The organism is Cupriavidus basilensis (assembly GCF_008801925.2).
GTDB classification, from domain to species: Bacteria; Pseudomonadota; Gammaproteobacteria; order Burkholderiales; family Burkholderiaceae; genus Cupriavidus; species Cupriavidus basilensis.
The window spans coordinates 131,381-146,522 of record NZ_CP062804.1 but is presented as its reverse complement, the minus strand read 5'-3'; the positions used below and the strand labels follow the sequence as shown (position 1 = coordinate 146,522).

General features: G+C 65.2%; 14 protein-coding genes. 5 read left to right on the top strand and 9 right to left on the bottom strand.

Features of this window, described 5'->3' with window-relative positions; genetic code table 11:
* Positions 1-14: 14 nt before the first annotated feature.
* Together F7R26_RS21600 and F7R26_RS21595 are read left to right on the top strand one after the other, a co-directional pair.
* Positions 15-398, top strand: coding sequence for a PHA-granule associated protein 4 (locus tag F7R26_RS21600; RefSeq protein ID WP_150986505.1), 384 nt, complete (start codon positions 15-17; stop codon positions 396-398).
* Positions 399-686: 288 nt separating this feature from the next.
* Entirely contained in the window at positions 687-1,997 is a 1,311-nt protein-coding gene (locus F7R26_RS21595; protein ID WP_150986504.1) for an MFS family transporter, read from the top strand.
* A gap of 12 nt (positions 1,998-2,009) precedes the next feature.
* Here F7R26_RS21595 and F7R26_RS21590 read toward each other — a convergent pair whose 3' ends face one another.
* The 4 genes from F7R26_RS21590 to F7R26_RS21575 form a co-directional block, all read right to left on the bottom strand.
* Positions 2,010-2,867, bottom strand: coding sequence for a M78 family metallopeptidase domain-containing protein (locus tag F7R26_RS21590; protein ID WP_150986503.1), 858 nt, complete (start codon positions 2,865-2,867; stop codon positions 2,010-2,012).
* A gap of 148 nt (positions 2,868-3,015) precedes the next feature.
* A complete protein-coding gene (locus F7R26_RS21585; protein WP_150986502.1) occupies positions 3,016-4,173 on the bottom strand; it encodes an acyl-CoA dehydrogenase family protein in 1,158 nt (385 codons plus the stop codon).
* Positions 4,174-4,333: 160 nt separating this feature from the next.
* Positions 4,334-4,777: a lysozyme inhibitor LprI family protein gene (locus F7R26_RS21580; protein WP_241754671.1), complete on the bottom strand. Its 444-nt coding sequence runs from the start codon at positions 4,775-4,777 to the stop codon at positions 4,334-4,336.
* Positions 4,778-4,889: 112 nt separating this feature from the next.
* Positions 4,890-5,210, bottom strand: a complete 321-nt coding sequence (locus F7R26_RS21575) for an H-NS histone family protein (protein ID WP_150986501.1) — start codon at positions 5,208-5,210, stop codon at positions 4,890-4,892.
* A gap of 876 nt (positions 5,211-6,086) precedes the next feature.
* Between F7R26_RS21575 and F7R26_RS21570 the strand changes: the two genes are divergently transcribed.
* The 3 genes from F7R26_RS21570 to F7R26_RS21560 all read left to right on the top strand — a co-directional run bounded on the left by F7R26_RS21570 (position 6,087) and on the right by F7R26_RS21560 (position 9,429).
* Complete coding sequence (locus tag F7R26_RS21570; protein ID WP_241754670.1) at positions 6,087-7,706, top strand: phospholipase D family protein; 1,620 nt, start codon at positions 6,087-6,089, stop codon at positions 7,704-7,706.
* 196 nt (positions 7,707-7,902) lie between these two features.
* Positions 7,903-8,853, top strand: coding sequence for a LysR family transcriptional regulator (locus F7R26_RS21565; RefSeq protein WP_150986500.1), 951 nt, complete (start codon positions 7,903-7,905; stop codon positions 8,851-8,853).
* Between the two features lie 102 nt (positions 8,854-8,955).
* A complete protein-coding gene (locus F7R26_RS21560) occupies positions 8,956-9,429 on the top strand; it encodes an aminoacyl-tRNA deacylase (RefSeq protein ID WP_150986499.1) in 474 nt (157 codons plus the stop codon).
* A gap of 152 nt (positions 9,430-9,581) precedes the next feature.
* Here F7R26_RS21560 and F7R26_RS21555 read toward each other — a convergent pair whose 3' ends face one another.
* From F7R26_RS21555 to F7R26_RS21535, 5 genes are all read right to left on the bottom strand, one after another.
* Positions 9,582-10,583, bottom strand: coding sequence for a Bug family tripartite tricarboxylate transporter substrate binding protein (locus F7R26_RS21555; protein ID WP_150986498.1), 1,002 nt, complete (start codon positions 10,581-10,583; stop codon positions 9,582-9,584).
* Between the two features lie 264 nt (positions 10,584-10,847).
* Positions 10,848-12,101 (bottom strand): Zn-dependent hydrolase, encoded by a 1,254-nt coding sequence (locus tag F7R26_RS21550; protein WP_150986497.1) that lies wholly within the window; start codon positions 12,099-12,101, stop codon positions 10,848-10,850.
* Between the two features lie 55 nt (positions 12,102-12,156).
* The gene (locus tag F7R26_RS21545) at positions 12,157-13,230 is read right to left on the bottom strand and encodes a histone deacetylase family protein (RefSeq protein WP_150986496.1); all 1,074 of its coding nucleotides are present in this window, start codon (positions 13,228-13,230) and stop codon (positions 12,157-12,159) included.
* A gap of 20 nt (positions 13,231-13,250) precedes the next feature.
* Complete coding sequence (locus F7R26_RS21540; protein WP_150986495.1) at positions 13,251-13,568, bottom strand: cupin domain-containing protein; 318 nt, start codon at positions 13,566-13,568, stop codon at positions 13,251-13,253.
* A gap of 40 nt (positions 13,569-13,608) precedes the next feature.
* Positions 13,609-15,075: an NAD-dependent succinate-semialdehyde dehydrogenase gene (locus F7R26_RS21535; RefSeq protein WP_150986494.1), complete on the bottom strand. Its 1,467-nt coding sequence runs from the start codon at positions 15,073-15,075 to the stop codon at positions 13,609-13,611.
* Positions 15,076-15,142: the final 67 nt, after the last annotated feature.

Here is a 15,142-nt window from a genome sequence, read left to right as displayed (position 1 = left end):
TATAAGAGGTGTGGATGTCAATAGTGCGAGCTAGCAGCAAAGCAGAAGCGCTTCGGCTTCTCGCATCGAAAGATGTGCTGGCGCTTGAGCTGGACTATGAAACCGGATGGCAGGACGCCGTCGAACTTGGCCGGCTCGGAGAGAAACGCGGCATCAAAGTGCAATACCGCGGACAGGAGAGCATTGCTGTCCATTCGCGCGAAGCCCTGATCGAAGGGCTGTCTAAGACCAAGACCACCTTCAGGCAGCGCAATCTGTATTGCCAGTTCGATCTCGGCACGCTTGCCGACCATGAACTGCTCGATCTCGAAGCCAAGGCGACCCGACTGGGCGACTACATCCTGGCAGGCCATCTGCTAAGGGATGTGGACGCAGTCTGGCCGCAAGAAGCGCAGTAACGCAGACAAAACGCAGCAAGTCCCAACAAGTCCCAACAAGGCCTGGCAAGACCCGGCAAGACACAGTAATGGGCGTTATTCACGTCAAGCGCAGCGGACCGGGCCCATCGCCTCGCCCCGCTGCCGCGACCCACGGCGCCAGCCATTGCCTTCCGCCCCCCAAGTAGTGCAAGACAGGTCACCCTGCGCCGCCATCGCGGCGCAATGGCACTACACTGGAATTCTGCGTGCCGATCTCGCACCACGGCTTGTTAGCGTGGGCGACATGCCGAACGGAAGAGACAAACCATGACAGACCTGTCCGCCCCCCTGCTCGATGCGCCGCCGAGCGCCGAGGAAAAGCGCAAGCGCGTCTACGCGATCGTGGCCGCGTCTTCCGGCAATCTGGTCGAGTGGTTCGACTTTTACGTCTACGCGTTCTGTGCCATTTACTTCGCGGGGTCTTTCTTCCCTAAATCCGATCCCACGGCGCAATTGCTGAACACCGCCGGCGTATTTGCCGCGGGCTTCCTGATGCGGCCGATTGGCGGGTGGCTGTTCGGGCGGATTGCCGACCGGCATGGCCGCAAGAACTCGCTGCTGATCTCGGTGACGATGATGTGCTGCGGCTCGCTGCTGATCGCCAGCCTGCCTACCTACAACAGCATTGGCGCCTGGGCGCCGGCGCTGCTGCTGGTCGCGCGGTTGCTGCAGGGCCTGTCCGTCGGCGGCGAATACGGCACCACCGCCACCTATATGAGCGAGGTGGCGCTCAAGGGCCAGCGGGGATTTTTTTCGTCGTTCCAGTATGTCACGCTGATCGGCGGGCAGTTGCTGGCGGTGCTGGTGGTGGTGGTGCTGCAGCAGTTCCTCGACGAGGCTGAGCTCAAGGCATGGGGCTGGCGCATCCCGTTCGTGATCGGCGCCATCACGGCGGTGGTGGCGCTGTTCCTGCGCCGCACCTTGCATGAAACGACCTCCGCCGCCACCCGGGCGAGCAAGGAGGCCGGCACGCTGACGGCGCTGTTCCGCCATCACAAGGCGGCCTTCTTCACCGTGCTTGGCTATACCGCGGGCGGCTCGCTGATCTTTTATACCTTCACCACATATATGCAGAAGTACCTGGTCAACTCCGCGGGCATGTCGATCAAGACGGCCAGCTACGTGATGACCGGCTGCCTGTTCTTCTACATGTGCATGCAGCCGTTCTTTGGCGCGCTGTCGGACCGCATCGGGCGGCGCACCAATATGCTGCTGTTCGGCGCGCTCGGCACGCTGGGGACGGTTCCGATCCTGACGGCGCTCGGGAGCGTGAAAAGCCCCTTTGTCGCCTTCGTGCTGATCTCCCTGGCGCTGGCCATCGTGAGCCTCTACACCTCCATCAGCGGCATCGTGAAGGCCGAGATGTTCCCGACCGAGATCCGGGCGCTGGGGGTGGGACTGGCCTATGCCGTGGCCAACGCGATCTTCGGCGGCTCGGCCGAGTACGTCGCGCTGGACCTGAAATCGCTAGGCCACGAATCCAGCTTCTACTGGTATGTGACGGCGATGATGGTGATCGTGTTCCTGGTCAGCTTCCGGCTGCCGCGACAGGCCAGGTACCTGCACCACGAGCACTGACGCGCCAGCGCGTCAGATGGGGAAGGCAGCGCGCTGGCGCGCGCCTGCCCGGCTTGCCACGTGCCTGGGGCCCACGGCCAGCTCGATGCCCACGCCATCGCCAAGCAACAATGCCTGCGACGCCGTGCGCACGCCCATGCCGCCACCGAGGTCATCGGCCCGCAGACCGAAGGCCGTCTCGCTCGCCCACATGCCCAGCGCAGCGCCATCGCGCTTGAGCGTCAGCACGGCCTTGTGCGAGGTATAGGACAGCCAGCGCCGCGCCACGTGATGCACCGGCAGGCACAGGCGCTCGGCCAGCGCGTCCAGCACGTCGAGGTCCACCGCACCGGGCAAGGCCTGGCGGCAGGCATTGAGCGGCATCAGCAGCCGGCTGGCAAAGGCATAGGCGAGCCCGCTGGCCGAGTCATCGTCCGGCATGGCCATCAGCTCGGCGTTGGTGCATTCCACGTAGTCCAGCTCGCTGCCACCCAGAAGCTGGCGGCCTAGCAGGTACGCAATCATGAAGCGCACATCCGGCGCTGCCAGGCTATCGCTGTAGAGAATGGTCCAGGCGCCCGTGCCCGTGCGATACAGCGCGCCGTCGAAGCTTTGCAGGCGGGTTGGCTGGACCGAGGAAACCGGATCGTCGCGGCCCAGCGCGCCGGCGGCATCGAGCGCCAGGCGGATGCAGTCCAGCGGCGTGTAGGCGGGCCGCGCGGCGCGGGCCATCAGCGCCGCGATGATCGGGTAGCAGGGTGCAGTGCTATCCGGGCCCGCGTGGTCGTTGCCGGGCGCCGCTTGCGAGGGCGGCGCATCGAGCCGGCAAGGGGCACGCATGGACGGAAAACCGGCGTAGCTGGCGGGAACCTTGAGAGCGGCAATAGCCATCGGGGCAGCCTCCGTTGAGACAACAGGACATTGCGTTGCGCGTATCCATTGGCCGGGCCGATGCACGCCGCCCACAAGTGGCACCGGTGCGGCACGGGCCCGCTCGCGGAGCCCGCCGGTCGTGCCGGCAGGCATCCGCGCCCTCCGATCAGTCGCGCAGCAGCTGCTTGGCGATGATCAGTTGCTGGATCTGCGTGGTGCCTTCATACAGGCGCAGCAGGCGCACGTCGCGATAGAAACGCTCTGCCTTGTACTCGGCGATATAACCGGCGCCGCCATGGATCTGCACGGCGCGGTCGGCCACGCGGCCCACCATCTCGGTGCAGAACATCTTGGTGCAGGAGGCCAGCATGCTGACTTCCGGATCGCTCTTGCCCGGGGTCTTGGCGTCGTAGCGCTGGGCGCAATCGCGCACCATCGACAAGCCGGCGTACAGCTCGGCCTGGCTATCGGCCAGCATGGCCTGGATCAGCTGGAAATCGCCGATCGGCTGGCCGAACTGCTTGCGCTCCTTGGCATAGGCCACGGCATCGGTAATCAGGCGGTGCGCCATGCCGCAGGCCAGCGCCGAGATATGCAGGCGGCCGCGGTCGAGCACCTTCATGGCCGTCTTGAAGCCGACGCCGGGCACGCCGCCGATGATGTTGGCCGCCGGCACGCGCACGTTTTCCAGCACCACGTCGCAGGTCTTGGTGCCGCGCTGGCCCATCTTCTTGTCCGGCTTGCCAAGCGAAATGCCCGGGGTGTTGGCCGGCACGATGAACGAGGAGATGCCCGAAGCGCCGGCACCGCCGGTGCGCGCCATCAGGGTAAATGCGCCCGCGCGCGGTGCGTTGGTGATGAAGCGCTTGGTGCCGTTGATGATGTAGTGGTCGCCGTCGAGCTCGGCCTTGGTCTGCAGCGAAGCCGCGTCGGAGCCGGCATTGGGCTCGGTCAGCGCGAACGAGATCACCAGCTCGCCGCTGGCGATCTTGGGCAGGTATTCCTGCTTCTGCGCCTCGGTGCCGTCCATCAGGATGCCCTGCGAGCCGATGCCGACATTGGTGCCGAAGACCGAGCGGAAGGCAAAGGCTGTATGGCCAAGGTCGTACACCACGTCGCATTCCTGCGACATCGACAGGCCGATGCCACCGTAGTTCTCAGGGATGGAGATCCCGAACAGGCCCATCTCCTTCATGTCGGCAACGATGTCCGCGGGCACATCGTCGGTTTCCTCGAGCGTGTCTTCCGCCGGCTTCAGGCGTTCGTCGATGAAACGCTGCACCGACGCGCGCAGCAGCGAAAAGGATTCTGCATCCAGGCTCATGGGGATCTCCGGTCAAAGCAAGCAACGATGTGCCCAACATGGTACGCCGTCACCCGATTTTGACAATCCCACAGGTCTTGAACAGAATGGATAATCCCTTTTGACAATCAAGAGAAGGGCACAAAGAAGCATATTTTTTGTGCCGCTGGCGTCCTGCCGGTTAGCGCCCTGCCGCTTCGGCGGCGAAATCGCTCAGTTCCCGCGCCCGGTCCGCCGTCATCTGCATAAAACAGGCAGACGCGTTGACACCGGCGATCGTGCCGCCATCGGGATCGGCCTGGAAGCTGCAATTGGCGTCCCGGAACTTCAGCCAAGCGCGCTGGGCGTCGAGCAATTGTGCTTTCCTGGCGGGAGGCAATGCCTGTTGAAGGCTTTTATAGGCGGCATTCAGCGATTTATCCTGCCGCGCCGTCTCCGCCGCGATGCAGTCGTGCATGCCGGCGGTAGTGACATCCGGACGATCCATGCAGGCCCCGTATTGCTTTGACAACAATTTTTCATCCGCCAGCGCGGCAAAAGACGCGCAAAGCAGCAACGCGGGAAGCAGCGCTTTTTTCATATCGGGTCTGGGGTCTGGCAGGGGGAATTTGATGAGGAGCGCCATTGGCCTTGCGCAAGACTCGCGCCAATGGCTTGCCGCAGCGCCCATAAAGGGGAAGCTAGCGCCGGCGGGGCCGGCGCCACTGCGTCACTGTGTCACTGAGACAGCAATGCGATCAGGCTTCGGCGATCAGGAAGCGGGCGCGGTTCTTACCCAGCCAACCCGGTGCGCGGCCACGGCCGGTCCAGGTAGCGCCAGTCTTGGGATCGCGATACTTCGCGGGCAGGGTGGACTTGGGCTTGGCGGCGGCGCCATTCGCGTTGGCAGCCGGGCGGCCCCGGCGGCGCTTCGGGGCGATGTCGTCGGCCGTCAGCTCATATTCCGCCATCAGGCCCTGGATCTGCGCAATAACGCCCGCCACTTCGCTGGCACGCATCTCGGCCAGCTTTGCTTCGAGCGCTTCCTTCTCTGCAATCAGCTGCTTGTAAGTTGCCATTTTGATTCTCCTGGAGCGGTGTTAATTCAATGATAGGGGAAAATTTGCTGGCATAGCCTACCACGTTTGATTAAAGAAAATCCAATCGCGTAAGAAGTTGATACAACCGACCAAATTTGCACAAGAATAGAAAACGCCGTGGACACGCCGAATGCGGGTGCGATTGGACGCCGGATCGCACGTGCGAAGCCTGCGCATTCCGGATCGCAATGCGGGTTCAGGTAATACCCTATATGCGGGATTTCTCTGCCATGCCATCGGCACCATTGGATCCCCCCATTGGATCCCCCCATTGGATCCCCGCATTGGCATGCGCCCCGACGGTGCATTCACCCGACAGCGCGATGACACAATATGACAGCATCCAGAAAGGTTTCTGAAAGGACATTGCCCCGCAGGCATGGAAGCCGCCATTCCCGTTCTGCCACGAAAAATGTGCAGACAATGTGATAAAAAAGCCTGTCGGAGCGCGCCCGGCTTTGCCGTAATTGCCCCCAAACCGGCTAAACGCATGGGCCTGAAGCTAAGCAATATCCACTTTTAGCGCAAGCTCGCGTGCATCCACGCCTGGACTTGATCCTGACTTGGATGCCTGGCATTCAAGCCCCATGCATCATTCAAAAAACAGGAAATGGCAATCCGCTGGCGCGATGCAAGCCCCCGCGGTCTGGCTCCCGCACGGCGTTTGATACGCTGCATTCGCGCTTGCGGAATCCTTTGTTCACTGTCATTCCAATCGGCGCCGGACCGCGCCAGACCGCATTGCACGGAAAAGTCCGCGCGGATTTCTCCTTTCCTTACCGACCGGGCCGGTGATACCGTGCAAATCACGCCATTCCGAAGAGAGCCGGCGACGCCAATATTGGGGGAAACGCCATGTCGCATAGCCCGGAGCAAATCCCTGAGACGCCGATAGCGCCGCGCGAGTTCCGCCGCCGCGGTGCGCTGGTGGGTGTGGCCGTGGCCGCGGCCTGGCTCGCGGCCTGCGCCAGCTTGCCCGATCCGGGCGGACGCGCACCATCCCAAGCCCTTGCCAACACCGCCGACACGCGCCTGGGACGCGCGTTGGCGCCGGGCCAGGCGCAACACCCCGGCGAATCCGTGTTCTACCCGCTCCCATCCGGCCCGGACGCTTTCGTGGCGCGCCTGGCGCTGGCACGCGGGGCCGAGCGTAGCCTGGACCTGCAGTACTACATCTTCGACCCTGACCTCACCGGCAAGACCTTGTTGGCGGCCGTGATTGCGGCGGCCGATCGCGGCGTGCGGGTGCGCCTGCTGCTCGACGACCTGCACCTGAGCGGCCAGGATCGCGCGCTGGCGGCCATCGACGCCCATCCCAACATCGAGGTGCGCCTGTTCAATCCGTTTGCCAGCCGCAACGCGCGCTGGCTGGAGTTCGCCACCGATTCCCGGCGCCTGGACCGGCGCATGCACAATAAATCGATGACCGCCGATAACCAGCTCACGGTGGTGGGCGGACGCAATATCGGCGACGGATACTTCTCCGCCGATAAGGCAACGGATTTCAGCGATCTCGATGTGCTTGCCGGCGGCCCGGTGGTGCGCCAGGTTTCGGCCGTATTCGATGATTACTGGAATGGCCCGGCGAGCTACCCCGTCGCCAGCTTGATAGCCGAGCCTGCCGATGCGCAGGCAGAGGTCCAGGCCCTGCGCCAATACCTGGACGAACAAGCGGTCCAGGCCCGAGGCGGCGAGTATGCAAAGGAACTGCTGGCGTCAGGCATGGCGCAGGCATTGGAAGGCGGCAAGCTGCCTGCGTACTGGGGGCGGAGCACCGTGCTTGCCGATGAGGCCATCAAGGTCACGCTGCCGCCGCAAGACAACGCCAGCCACGCCATTCCCAAGCTGGCGCACCTGCTCGACAGCGCGCAACGGGACCTGGCGCTGGTCTCGCCGTATTTCGTGCCCGACCGCAATTCGGTCGAGTGGCTGGCCGGCATGGCCCGGCGCGGGGTGCGCGTGCGGATCCTGACCAACTCGTTTGCGGCCACCGATGTGAGCGCCGTGCACGCCGGCTATGCGCCCACGCGCCGCGCCTTGCTGGCGGCAGGCATCGAGCTGTATGAGCTCAAGCCATCCGCCTATGCGGAGCTGGCACGCGAAGGCCATCGCCGCCTCATCAGCAAGAGCCGCGCAAGCTTGCACGCCAAGAGCTATATGGTGGACGGCCACTTGCTGTTTGTCGGCTCGCTGAACCTGGACCCGCGCTCTGCCCGCTTGAATACCGAGATGGGCGTGGTGCTCGACAGCGCGGCGCTGTGTGCCCAGCTTGGCACGGGGCTGGACGACAAGCTGCTCGATGTTGCCTACAAGGTCATGCTGGAGCCTGGTCCGGCCGGCGCAGAGCCGGAACTGGTGTGGGTCACGCGAGAAGACGGGCTGCTGCGGACCTACGACAGTGAGCCCGGCATGAGCGCACTCCAGCATGTCGGCCAAAGCCTGTTGCGGCTATTGCCGCTGCAGGATGAGCTGTAGTGGCAATTCGCTTGCCCCGCACTGGAAGAAACCGCTTCTTACGAAAATCATCGCCTCGGCTAGGGAGATACAGGGAAACCTAAAGGGCATGCCTCGGCGCTATCCTTTGCGGATTGGACGCGCGGCGGCTTGATAAACTGTTTGCCATGCCCGTCAACGCCAGCACGCTTTCACCCGAACAAGAGCAAGCCACCAAATGGACCTGAACGCCTTACGCCTTTTCGTGGACATCGTCGACGCCGGCAACCTCTCGGCTGCCGCGCGCAAGCTCAAGATGACCCGCGCCAACGTGAGCTACCACCTCAAGGCGCTGGAAGAAGCTCTGGGCGTGCAGCTGCTGCGCCGGACCACCCGGCACGTCGAGCCCACGCCCGTGGGCGCCGGCCTGTACGAGCACGGGCGCAACATCCTCGGTGAAGTGGCGGCGGCCAACGCGCTGATCAACAGCATGGGCAAGAGCCTGCATGGCCATGTGCGCTTGTCGGTGCCTACCGGGCTGGGGCACTCGATGCTCTCGCCGCTGCTGGTGAAGTTCAAGCACCGTTACCCCGACATCACCCTCGATGTGGTGTTCGACAACCGCATCCACAACCTGGTGTCCGAAGACGTGGAGGTGGCGCTGCGCATCATCTCCACGCCGCCGGACTCGGTGGTGGCGACCGAGATCGGCGTGGTCGAGTGGGTGGTGTGCGGCTCTCCCGGCTACCTGGCCACGCAGCCGCCTCTACGCGACCTGGCCGATCTCAAGGACCACGCCATCGTCTGCGCCTCGCCCATCGGCCAGAAGCTCAAGGCCTTCGGCACGCGCGGCACCGGCAGCGACGCCGTGCGCGAGCAAGTGGCGCTGGAACCCACGCTGAGCTCGGAGAATTTCGCCTTCCTGAAGGACGGCGTGCTGGGCGACCTGGGCCTGGGCATCTTCCCGATCTACGCCATCGGTGCGGAACTCGACGCGGGCACCCTGCTGCCCGTGCTGGCGGATTACCACATCAGCGTGTTCGGCAGCCGCCTCTACATGCTGACCATGCCCAACCGCTACCAGACCATGGCCACGCGCTACCTGCTGAACTTCCTCAAGACCGAACTGCAGGCCCTGTGGCCTCAACCGCGCCGCTTGCCCGCCATGGATGCGCACGACGAGGCATGACGCGCTGCGCGTGGCACCCCGGCGCCAAAGGCACCGTCTATAGTAGGAAGCGCTAGGGTCCGTCGCGGCCCTGAGCGCAACGTACAGCGAAGGAGACGCATCATGGCCTTGGCTACCACCCTGGCAAATTGCCTCAACAGCAGGAACAGCCGTTTCGACACCATCCGCCATCCCTACACCCTCAGCAGCATGGCCACTGCTCAGGCAGCGCACGTTCCCGGAGATCGCCTGGCCAAGACCCTGTTGCTGGAGGATGATATCGGCTACGTAGCCGCGGTGATCCCGTCCAGCCATCACCTGAACCTGGCAGCCATCTGCGCGCAATCCGGGCGCACGCTGGTACTGGCCCACGAAGAGGAGATCCGCGAAGTCTTCAAGGATTGCGACCTGGGCGCCATCCCGCCGGTAGCCATGGCCTACGGCATGCACACCTACCTCGACGACGCCCTGCTGGCCCAGCCCGAAGTGTTCTTCGAAGCCGGCGATCACCAGCAACTCGTGCACATGAGCAGCGAACAGTTCGCCGACCTGATGGTCGGTGCCGAGCACGGGCGCTTCTCACGCCACATGATGTAGCGGGCCAAAGCCGCCGAACGGGCCAAGGCCGCGCGCCATGACGACGGCGGTCTCCCCCTCTCCCCTCATGGGGAGAGGGCCGGGGAGAGGGGTGGCTTAGCTAGGGGCCACATTTGAAGCGAAGTCCGTGTTTTTGCCTCGCGCCAGAACCTCTACTGCAAGCTGATCCCCGACTGCTTGACCAGCTTCTCCGTGCGCGGGATTTCCGCGCCTACCATGGCGTTGAAGTCCGCCACCGAACCGCCGCGCGGCTCCGCGCCGGTTGCAGCGAGCCTCTCGCGAAAACCCGGGTCCTTGAGCAGCTTGTTGATCGAGACATTCAACTTGGCAACCACCTCGGCGGGCGTGCCTTTCGGCGCGACAACGCCGTACCAGGGCGCGATATCGAAGCCCGGATAGCCCTGCTCGGCAATGGTGGGAATATCCGGCGCCATCGGCGAGCGCCTGGCATTGGAAACACCCAGCGCGCGCAGCTTGCCCGCCTTCACATACGGCAACCCCGTCATGATGGTGTCGAAGTACATCGACACCTGCCCGGAAAGCAAAGCGGGAATCGCCTCGCCCGCGCCTTTGTACGGCACGTGGACGATATCGATGCCGGCCAGCGCCTTGAGCATCTCGCCTGCCATATGCGAGGTGGTGCCCGCGCCAAACGACGCATAGGTCAGCTTGCCCGGATTGGCCTTGGCGTAAGCGATCATTTCCGGCAGCGTCTTGAAGGGCAGGCCAGGGCTGGCCAGCAGGATGTTCGGCGTGATGGCCACCACCGCGACCTTCTCGAAGGCGTCTGGATCGTAGCTGAGCTTCTTGTAGAGGAAGCGGTTGGTCACCATGGAGGCGGGCCCCGACATCAGCAAGGTGTAGCCGTCTCCAGGCGCGCGCGCGGCTGCCTCGCTGCCGATCATGGCCGCGGCGCCAGGCCGGTTTTCCACGACGAAGGTCTGGCCGTACTCTCGGCCCAGGCCGATGCCGAGCTGGCGCGTGATGAGATCGGTAGCGGAGCCTGCCTGGAACGGCACGACGATGCGCACGGGTTGGGTGGGCCAGTCGTGCGTGGCTTGCGCTGATGCAGGCGAAGTGGCAACCAGGCCGGTGGCCAGCATGGCCGCCAGCGCGATCGCGCCGGTACGGTGTTGAAGCAAACGGATGGACATGGGATTCCTTGCTTTGCGGAAGTGAAGACGTGAACCGTCGTGGTGGCAGCGACGGGCGATGCGCTTGAATTGCAAGTGCTGTGCCATCCGGTTTGGGCCGGAATGCCGGTGCGCGCGGACGCGGCGGGGCCACCCCCGCCGTTACCGTGGTGTTGGGTTGGCTAGCGCACCGCGATGGTTAGCGGCGCTTCGCGCCGCGGTGCATCCTGCTTGTGCGGCGCACCGGTCTGGACCGATCCGTGACGGCTCCGGGAACGGCGCGGATCAGCCGCTCACGCCACCAGCCTGTGCCACCATCGCGCCCAGCAGCACATTGGCGCCGGCTTCCAGGTGCTCGGGCTTGGCGTCTTCCACTTCGTTGTGGCTGATGCCGTCCTTGCAAGGGACAAAGATCATGGCGGTGGGGGCCACCGTGGCGATGTACACCGCGTCATGTCCGGCGCCGGTGACGATGTCCTGGTGCGTGTAGCCCAGCGCCTGCGCCTGCTGGCGCACGTGGCCCACCAGTTCCGGCGCGAACGGCGTGGGGGGGAAATACTGCACGTCTTCGATCTGCACGCCGAGCGGGTTGCCCGTGGTCTTGCCTTGCGCGAGCGCGTCGCAGGCCGCGCGCAGGCGGGCGTCCATCTCGGCCAGCTTGCCGGCGTCCTGGTGGCGCAGGTCCACCGTGAACTTCACCGTGCCGGGAATCACATTGCGCGAGGCCGGATGAACATCGAGCACCCCCACCGTGCCACGCCCGTGCGGCGCGAAATCGTGCGCGATGCGCACCACCTCCTGCAGGATGAAGGACGCGCCGTACAGCGCATCCCGGCGCAGTGGCATCGGCGTGGGGCCGGCGTGGGCTTCCATGCCGGTCACGGTCACGTCGTACCAGCGCAGGCCTAGCGAGCCGGTCACCACGCCGATCACGTTGTCGGCATCTTCCAGCACCGGGCCCTGCTCGATATGCGCCTCGAAATACGCGCCGATCTCGCGGCCGCCCACTTCCGCGCTGCCGGCGTAGCCGATGGCACGCAGTTCATCGTCCACGCGCTTGCCATCGTTGTCTGTCGCATTCAGCGCGGTCTGCAGCGGGAAGATGCCGGCGAACACGCCCGAGCCCATCATCACCGGCACGAAGCGCGTGCCTTCCTCGTTGGTCCAGATTGCCAGCTCCAGCGGCGCCTCGGTCCGCACGCCCTGGTCATTCAGGGTACGCATGACTTCCAGCCCGGCCAGCACACCAAAGCAGCCGTCGAACTTGCCGCCCGTGGGCTGCGTATCGATATGGCTGCCGGTCATCACCGGCGGCAGGCTGTCGTTGCGCCCGGGACGACGGCCGAAGATATTGCCGACCTTGTCAACCGTGACGGCAAGGCCGGCATCGCGCATCCAGCCCGTGACCAGGTCGCGCCCCTGGCCGTCGAGCGCGGTGAGCGCCAGGCGCGCATTGCCACCGCGCGGCGTGGCGCCGATGCGCGCCAATGCCATCAAGGACTGCCAGAGGCGGTCGCCATCGATCTTCAGTGTCGTCATGTCGGCTCTCTTTGTTCAGGCGGAATCGGGTAGCGCGAGGGTTGCGGCACGTGGCTCAGGCCGTGGCAGGCACGAGGCCCGACAAGAAGGAATCGAGCGCCGGACCGATGGCCTCGACCTCGTAGCCGCCTTCCTGCACCACCACCGTTGGCACGCCCAGCGCATTGATGCGCTCGCCGATGCCGCGATAGGCATCCAGCCCCACGCGCAGCACGCTGATGGGATCGTGGATGTAGGTATCGAAGCCCAGTGCCAGCACCAGTGCCTGTGGACGGTAGTCGCGCAGGGCATCGAGCGCGTTGTCGAGCGCGCCGAGAAAGCCGGCGTCCTCGGTGCCATGCGGCAGCGGGAAGTTCAGGTTGTAGCCGTAGCCCGCGCCGTAACCGCGCTCGTTAGCGTAGCCGGTATAGAAGGGGTAGTACGCGCTTGGATCGGCGTGCAGGGAGATCGTCATCACGTCGCAGCGCTGGTAGAAGATCTGCTGCGTGCCATCGCCGTGGTGCGCGTCCACGTCGAGCACCGCCACCTTGTCGAAGCGCTTGAGCAAGGTCTCGGCGGCGATGGCTGAGTTGTTGACGTAGCAAAAGCCCACCGCGCGGTCGCTGTGCGCATGGTGGCCGGACGGGCGCGACAGCGAATAGGCGATGCCTTGCCGGTCCTGCTGCTCGCACACGTACTCGGCGGCGGCCACGGCGCTGTGCGCGGAGCGCAGGATGGAGCGCCAGCTCTGCGGCCCGAGCGGCGCGCTCAGGTCGCCTAGGTAATAGCCGGCCTGGGCAATGATGGAATCCGTCGGGCACGGCGCGCGGCGCGGCTGGTCCACGCGGCCGTTGTAGTAGGGCGAAAGATTGGGCAGCACTTCGATGCCCGGCTCGAACCCGGGCCGCGCCAGCGCCATCCAGCGCTCGTACGCATAGCCAAGAAAATCGAGATACGCCGGGCTGTGCACGGCCTCCAGCGGCGCGCGGCCAAAATCGGCCGGCTCAGCCAGCGTGATGCCGCGCCCGGCCAGCGCGCGTTGCAGCGCGTGGGCCCGGGCGGGCACGTCGGTGGGTTCGCACAGGCGGCCCGCACGCATGAACTGGCGGGGCTGGTGCAGCAGTTGGTCATCCGAGAAGAAGGCGCGCATGATTGTTTTTTTGGTGAGACTCACGGTTTCCCGGCTGCGGGAGGCGGTGCAACCGGCTTGATCTCGATTTCCACGAACACGCATTCGCCTTCGTGCGCGTTGATCACGTTGTGCTCGACGCCCGCGCCACGGTAGTAGGCGTGGCCCGCCACGAGCTGGCTGACGACTTCGCCATCCGGCGTCTCCAGCCGCAGCGCGCCGGTGGTCATCGGCACCACCACGTAGTCGTAGCCGTGGCGGTGATGCCCGGTCTGCGCGCCCGGCGCAAAGCGCCACTCGGTAACGACCACGCGATCATTGTCCACCTGCACGGTGGGTACGGCCTGGGGTCTGCTCATGGTGGTTTCTCCTGAAGACGCGTTGCGTTGTGCCGAGGGCTTAGCGGTCCACGCCGCCCATGCAGAGGTACTTGACCTCCAGGTATTCCTCGATGCCGTACGAGGAGCCCTCGCGGCCCAGGCCGGATTGCTTGACGCCACCGAAAGGCGCCACCTCGTTGGAGATCAGGCCGGTGTTGATGCCCACCATGCCGTACTCCAGCGCCTCGGCCACACGCCAGATGCGGCCGATGTCCCGGCTGAAGAAGTACGAGGCCAGGCCGAACTCCGTATCGTTGGCCATGTTGACCACTTCCTCGTCGCTGGTGAAGCGGAACAGCGGCGCGAGCGGTCCGAAGGTTTCCTGCTTCGCCACCACCATGTCCGGTGTGACGCCGGCCAGCACGGTGGGCTCGAAGAACGTGCCGCCCAGGCTGTGGCGCTTGCCGCCCGTGAGCACGCGCGCGCCTTTGCCCAGTGCATCGGCAATGTGCTGCTCCACCTTGGCGACCGCGTCTTCATTGATCAGCGGACCTTGCTGCACGCCCGGCTCCAGGCCGTGGCCGACCTTGAGCTTCTGCACTGCGGCAACCAGCTTTTCGGCAAAGGCGTCGTACACCTTGTCATGCACGTAGAGGCGGTTGGCGCAGACGCAGGTCTGGCCGGCGTTGCGGTACTTGGACGCCATGGCGCCTTCCACGGCGGCGTCCAGGTCCGCGTCGTCGAACACGATGAAGGGTGCGTTGCCGCCGAGTTCCAGCGACAGCTTCTTGATGGTGGGCGCTGACTGGCGCATCAGGATGCGGCCGACTTCCGTGGAGCCGGTGAAGCTGAGCTTGCGCACCACTGGGCTGCCGGTCAGCTCGCCGCCGATCTCGATCGAGCTGGCGGCGTCGCCCGTCACCACGCTCAGCAGGCCGGCGGGCAGGCCCGCGCGTTCGGCCAGCAGCGCCAGCGCGAGTGCCGACAGCGGTGTGTCTTCCGCCGGCTTGAGCACCATGGCGCAACCCGCCGCCAGCGCCGGGCCGGCCTTGCGGGTGATCATGGCCAGCGGGAAGTTCCAAGGCGTGATGGCCGCGCACACGCCGACCGGTTCCTTGACCACCAGCAGGCGCTTGTCGGACGCGGGCGTGGCCAGCACGTCGCCGTGGACGCGCTTGGCTTCCTCCGCGAACCATTCCAGGAAAGAGGCGGCGTAGAGGGCTTCTCCGCGCGCCTCGGCCAGCGGCTTGCCTTGCTCGGTGGTCATCAGCACGGCGAGGTCGTCGGCATTGGCCAGCATCAGGTCGTACCAGGCGCGCAGCACCTGGGCACGCTCGCGGGCCGTCTTGCGGCGCCATGCGGCCTGCGCCACGCGGGCCGCCTCGATGGCGCGGGTGGTTTCCGCCGCGCCCATCAGCGGCACGGCGCCGATCAGCGAACCGTCGGCGGGGTTGGTCACGGGGAAGGTGGCGCCGCTGTCGGCGTTCTGCCACTGGCCGCCAATAAACGCTTGCGAGCGCAGCAGGGTGGGGTCTTTGAGTTGCATGATCGTTCTGGTTCTCTCTGTCTGTTCGTGAATGGCTTCGTGGATGGCTTCGCGGATGGCTTCGAGG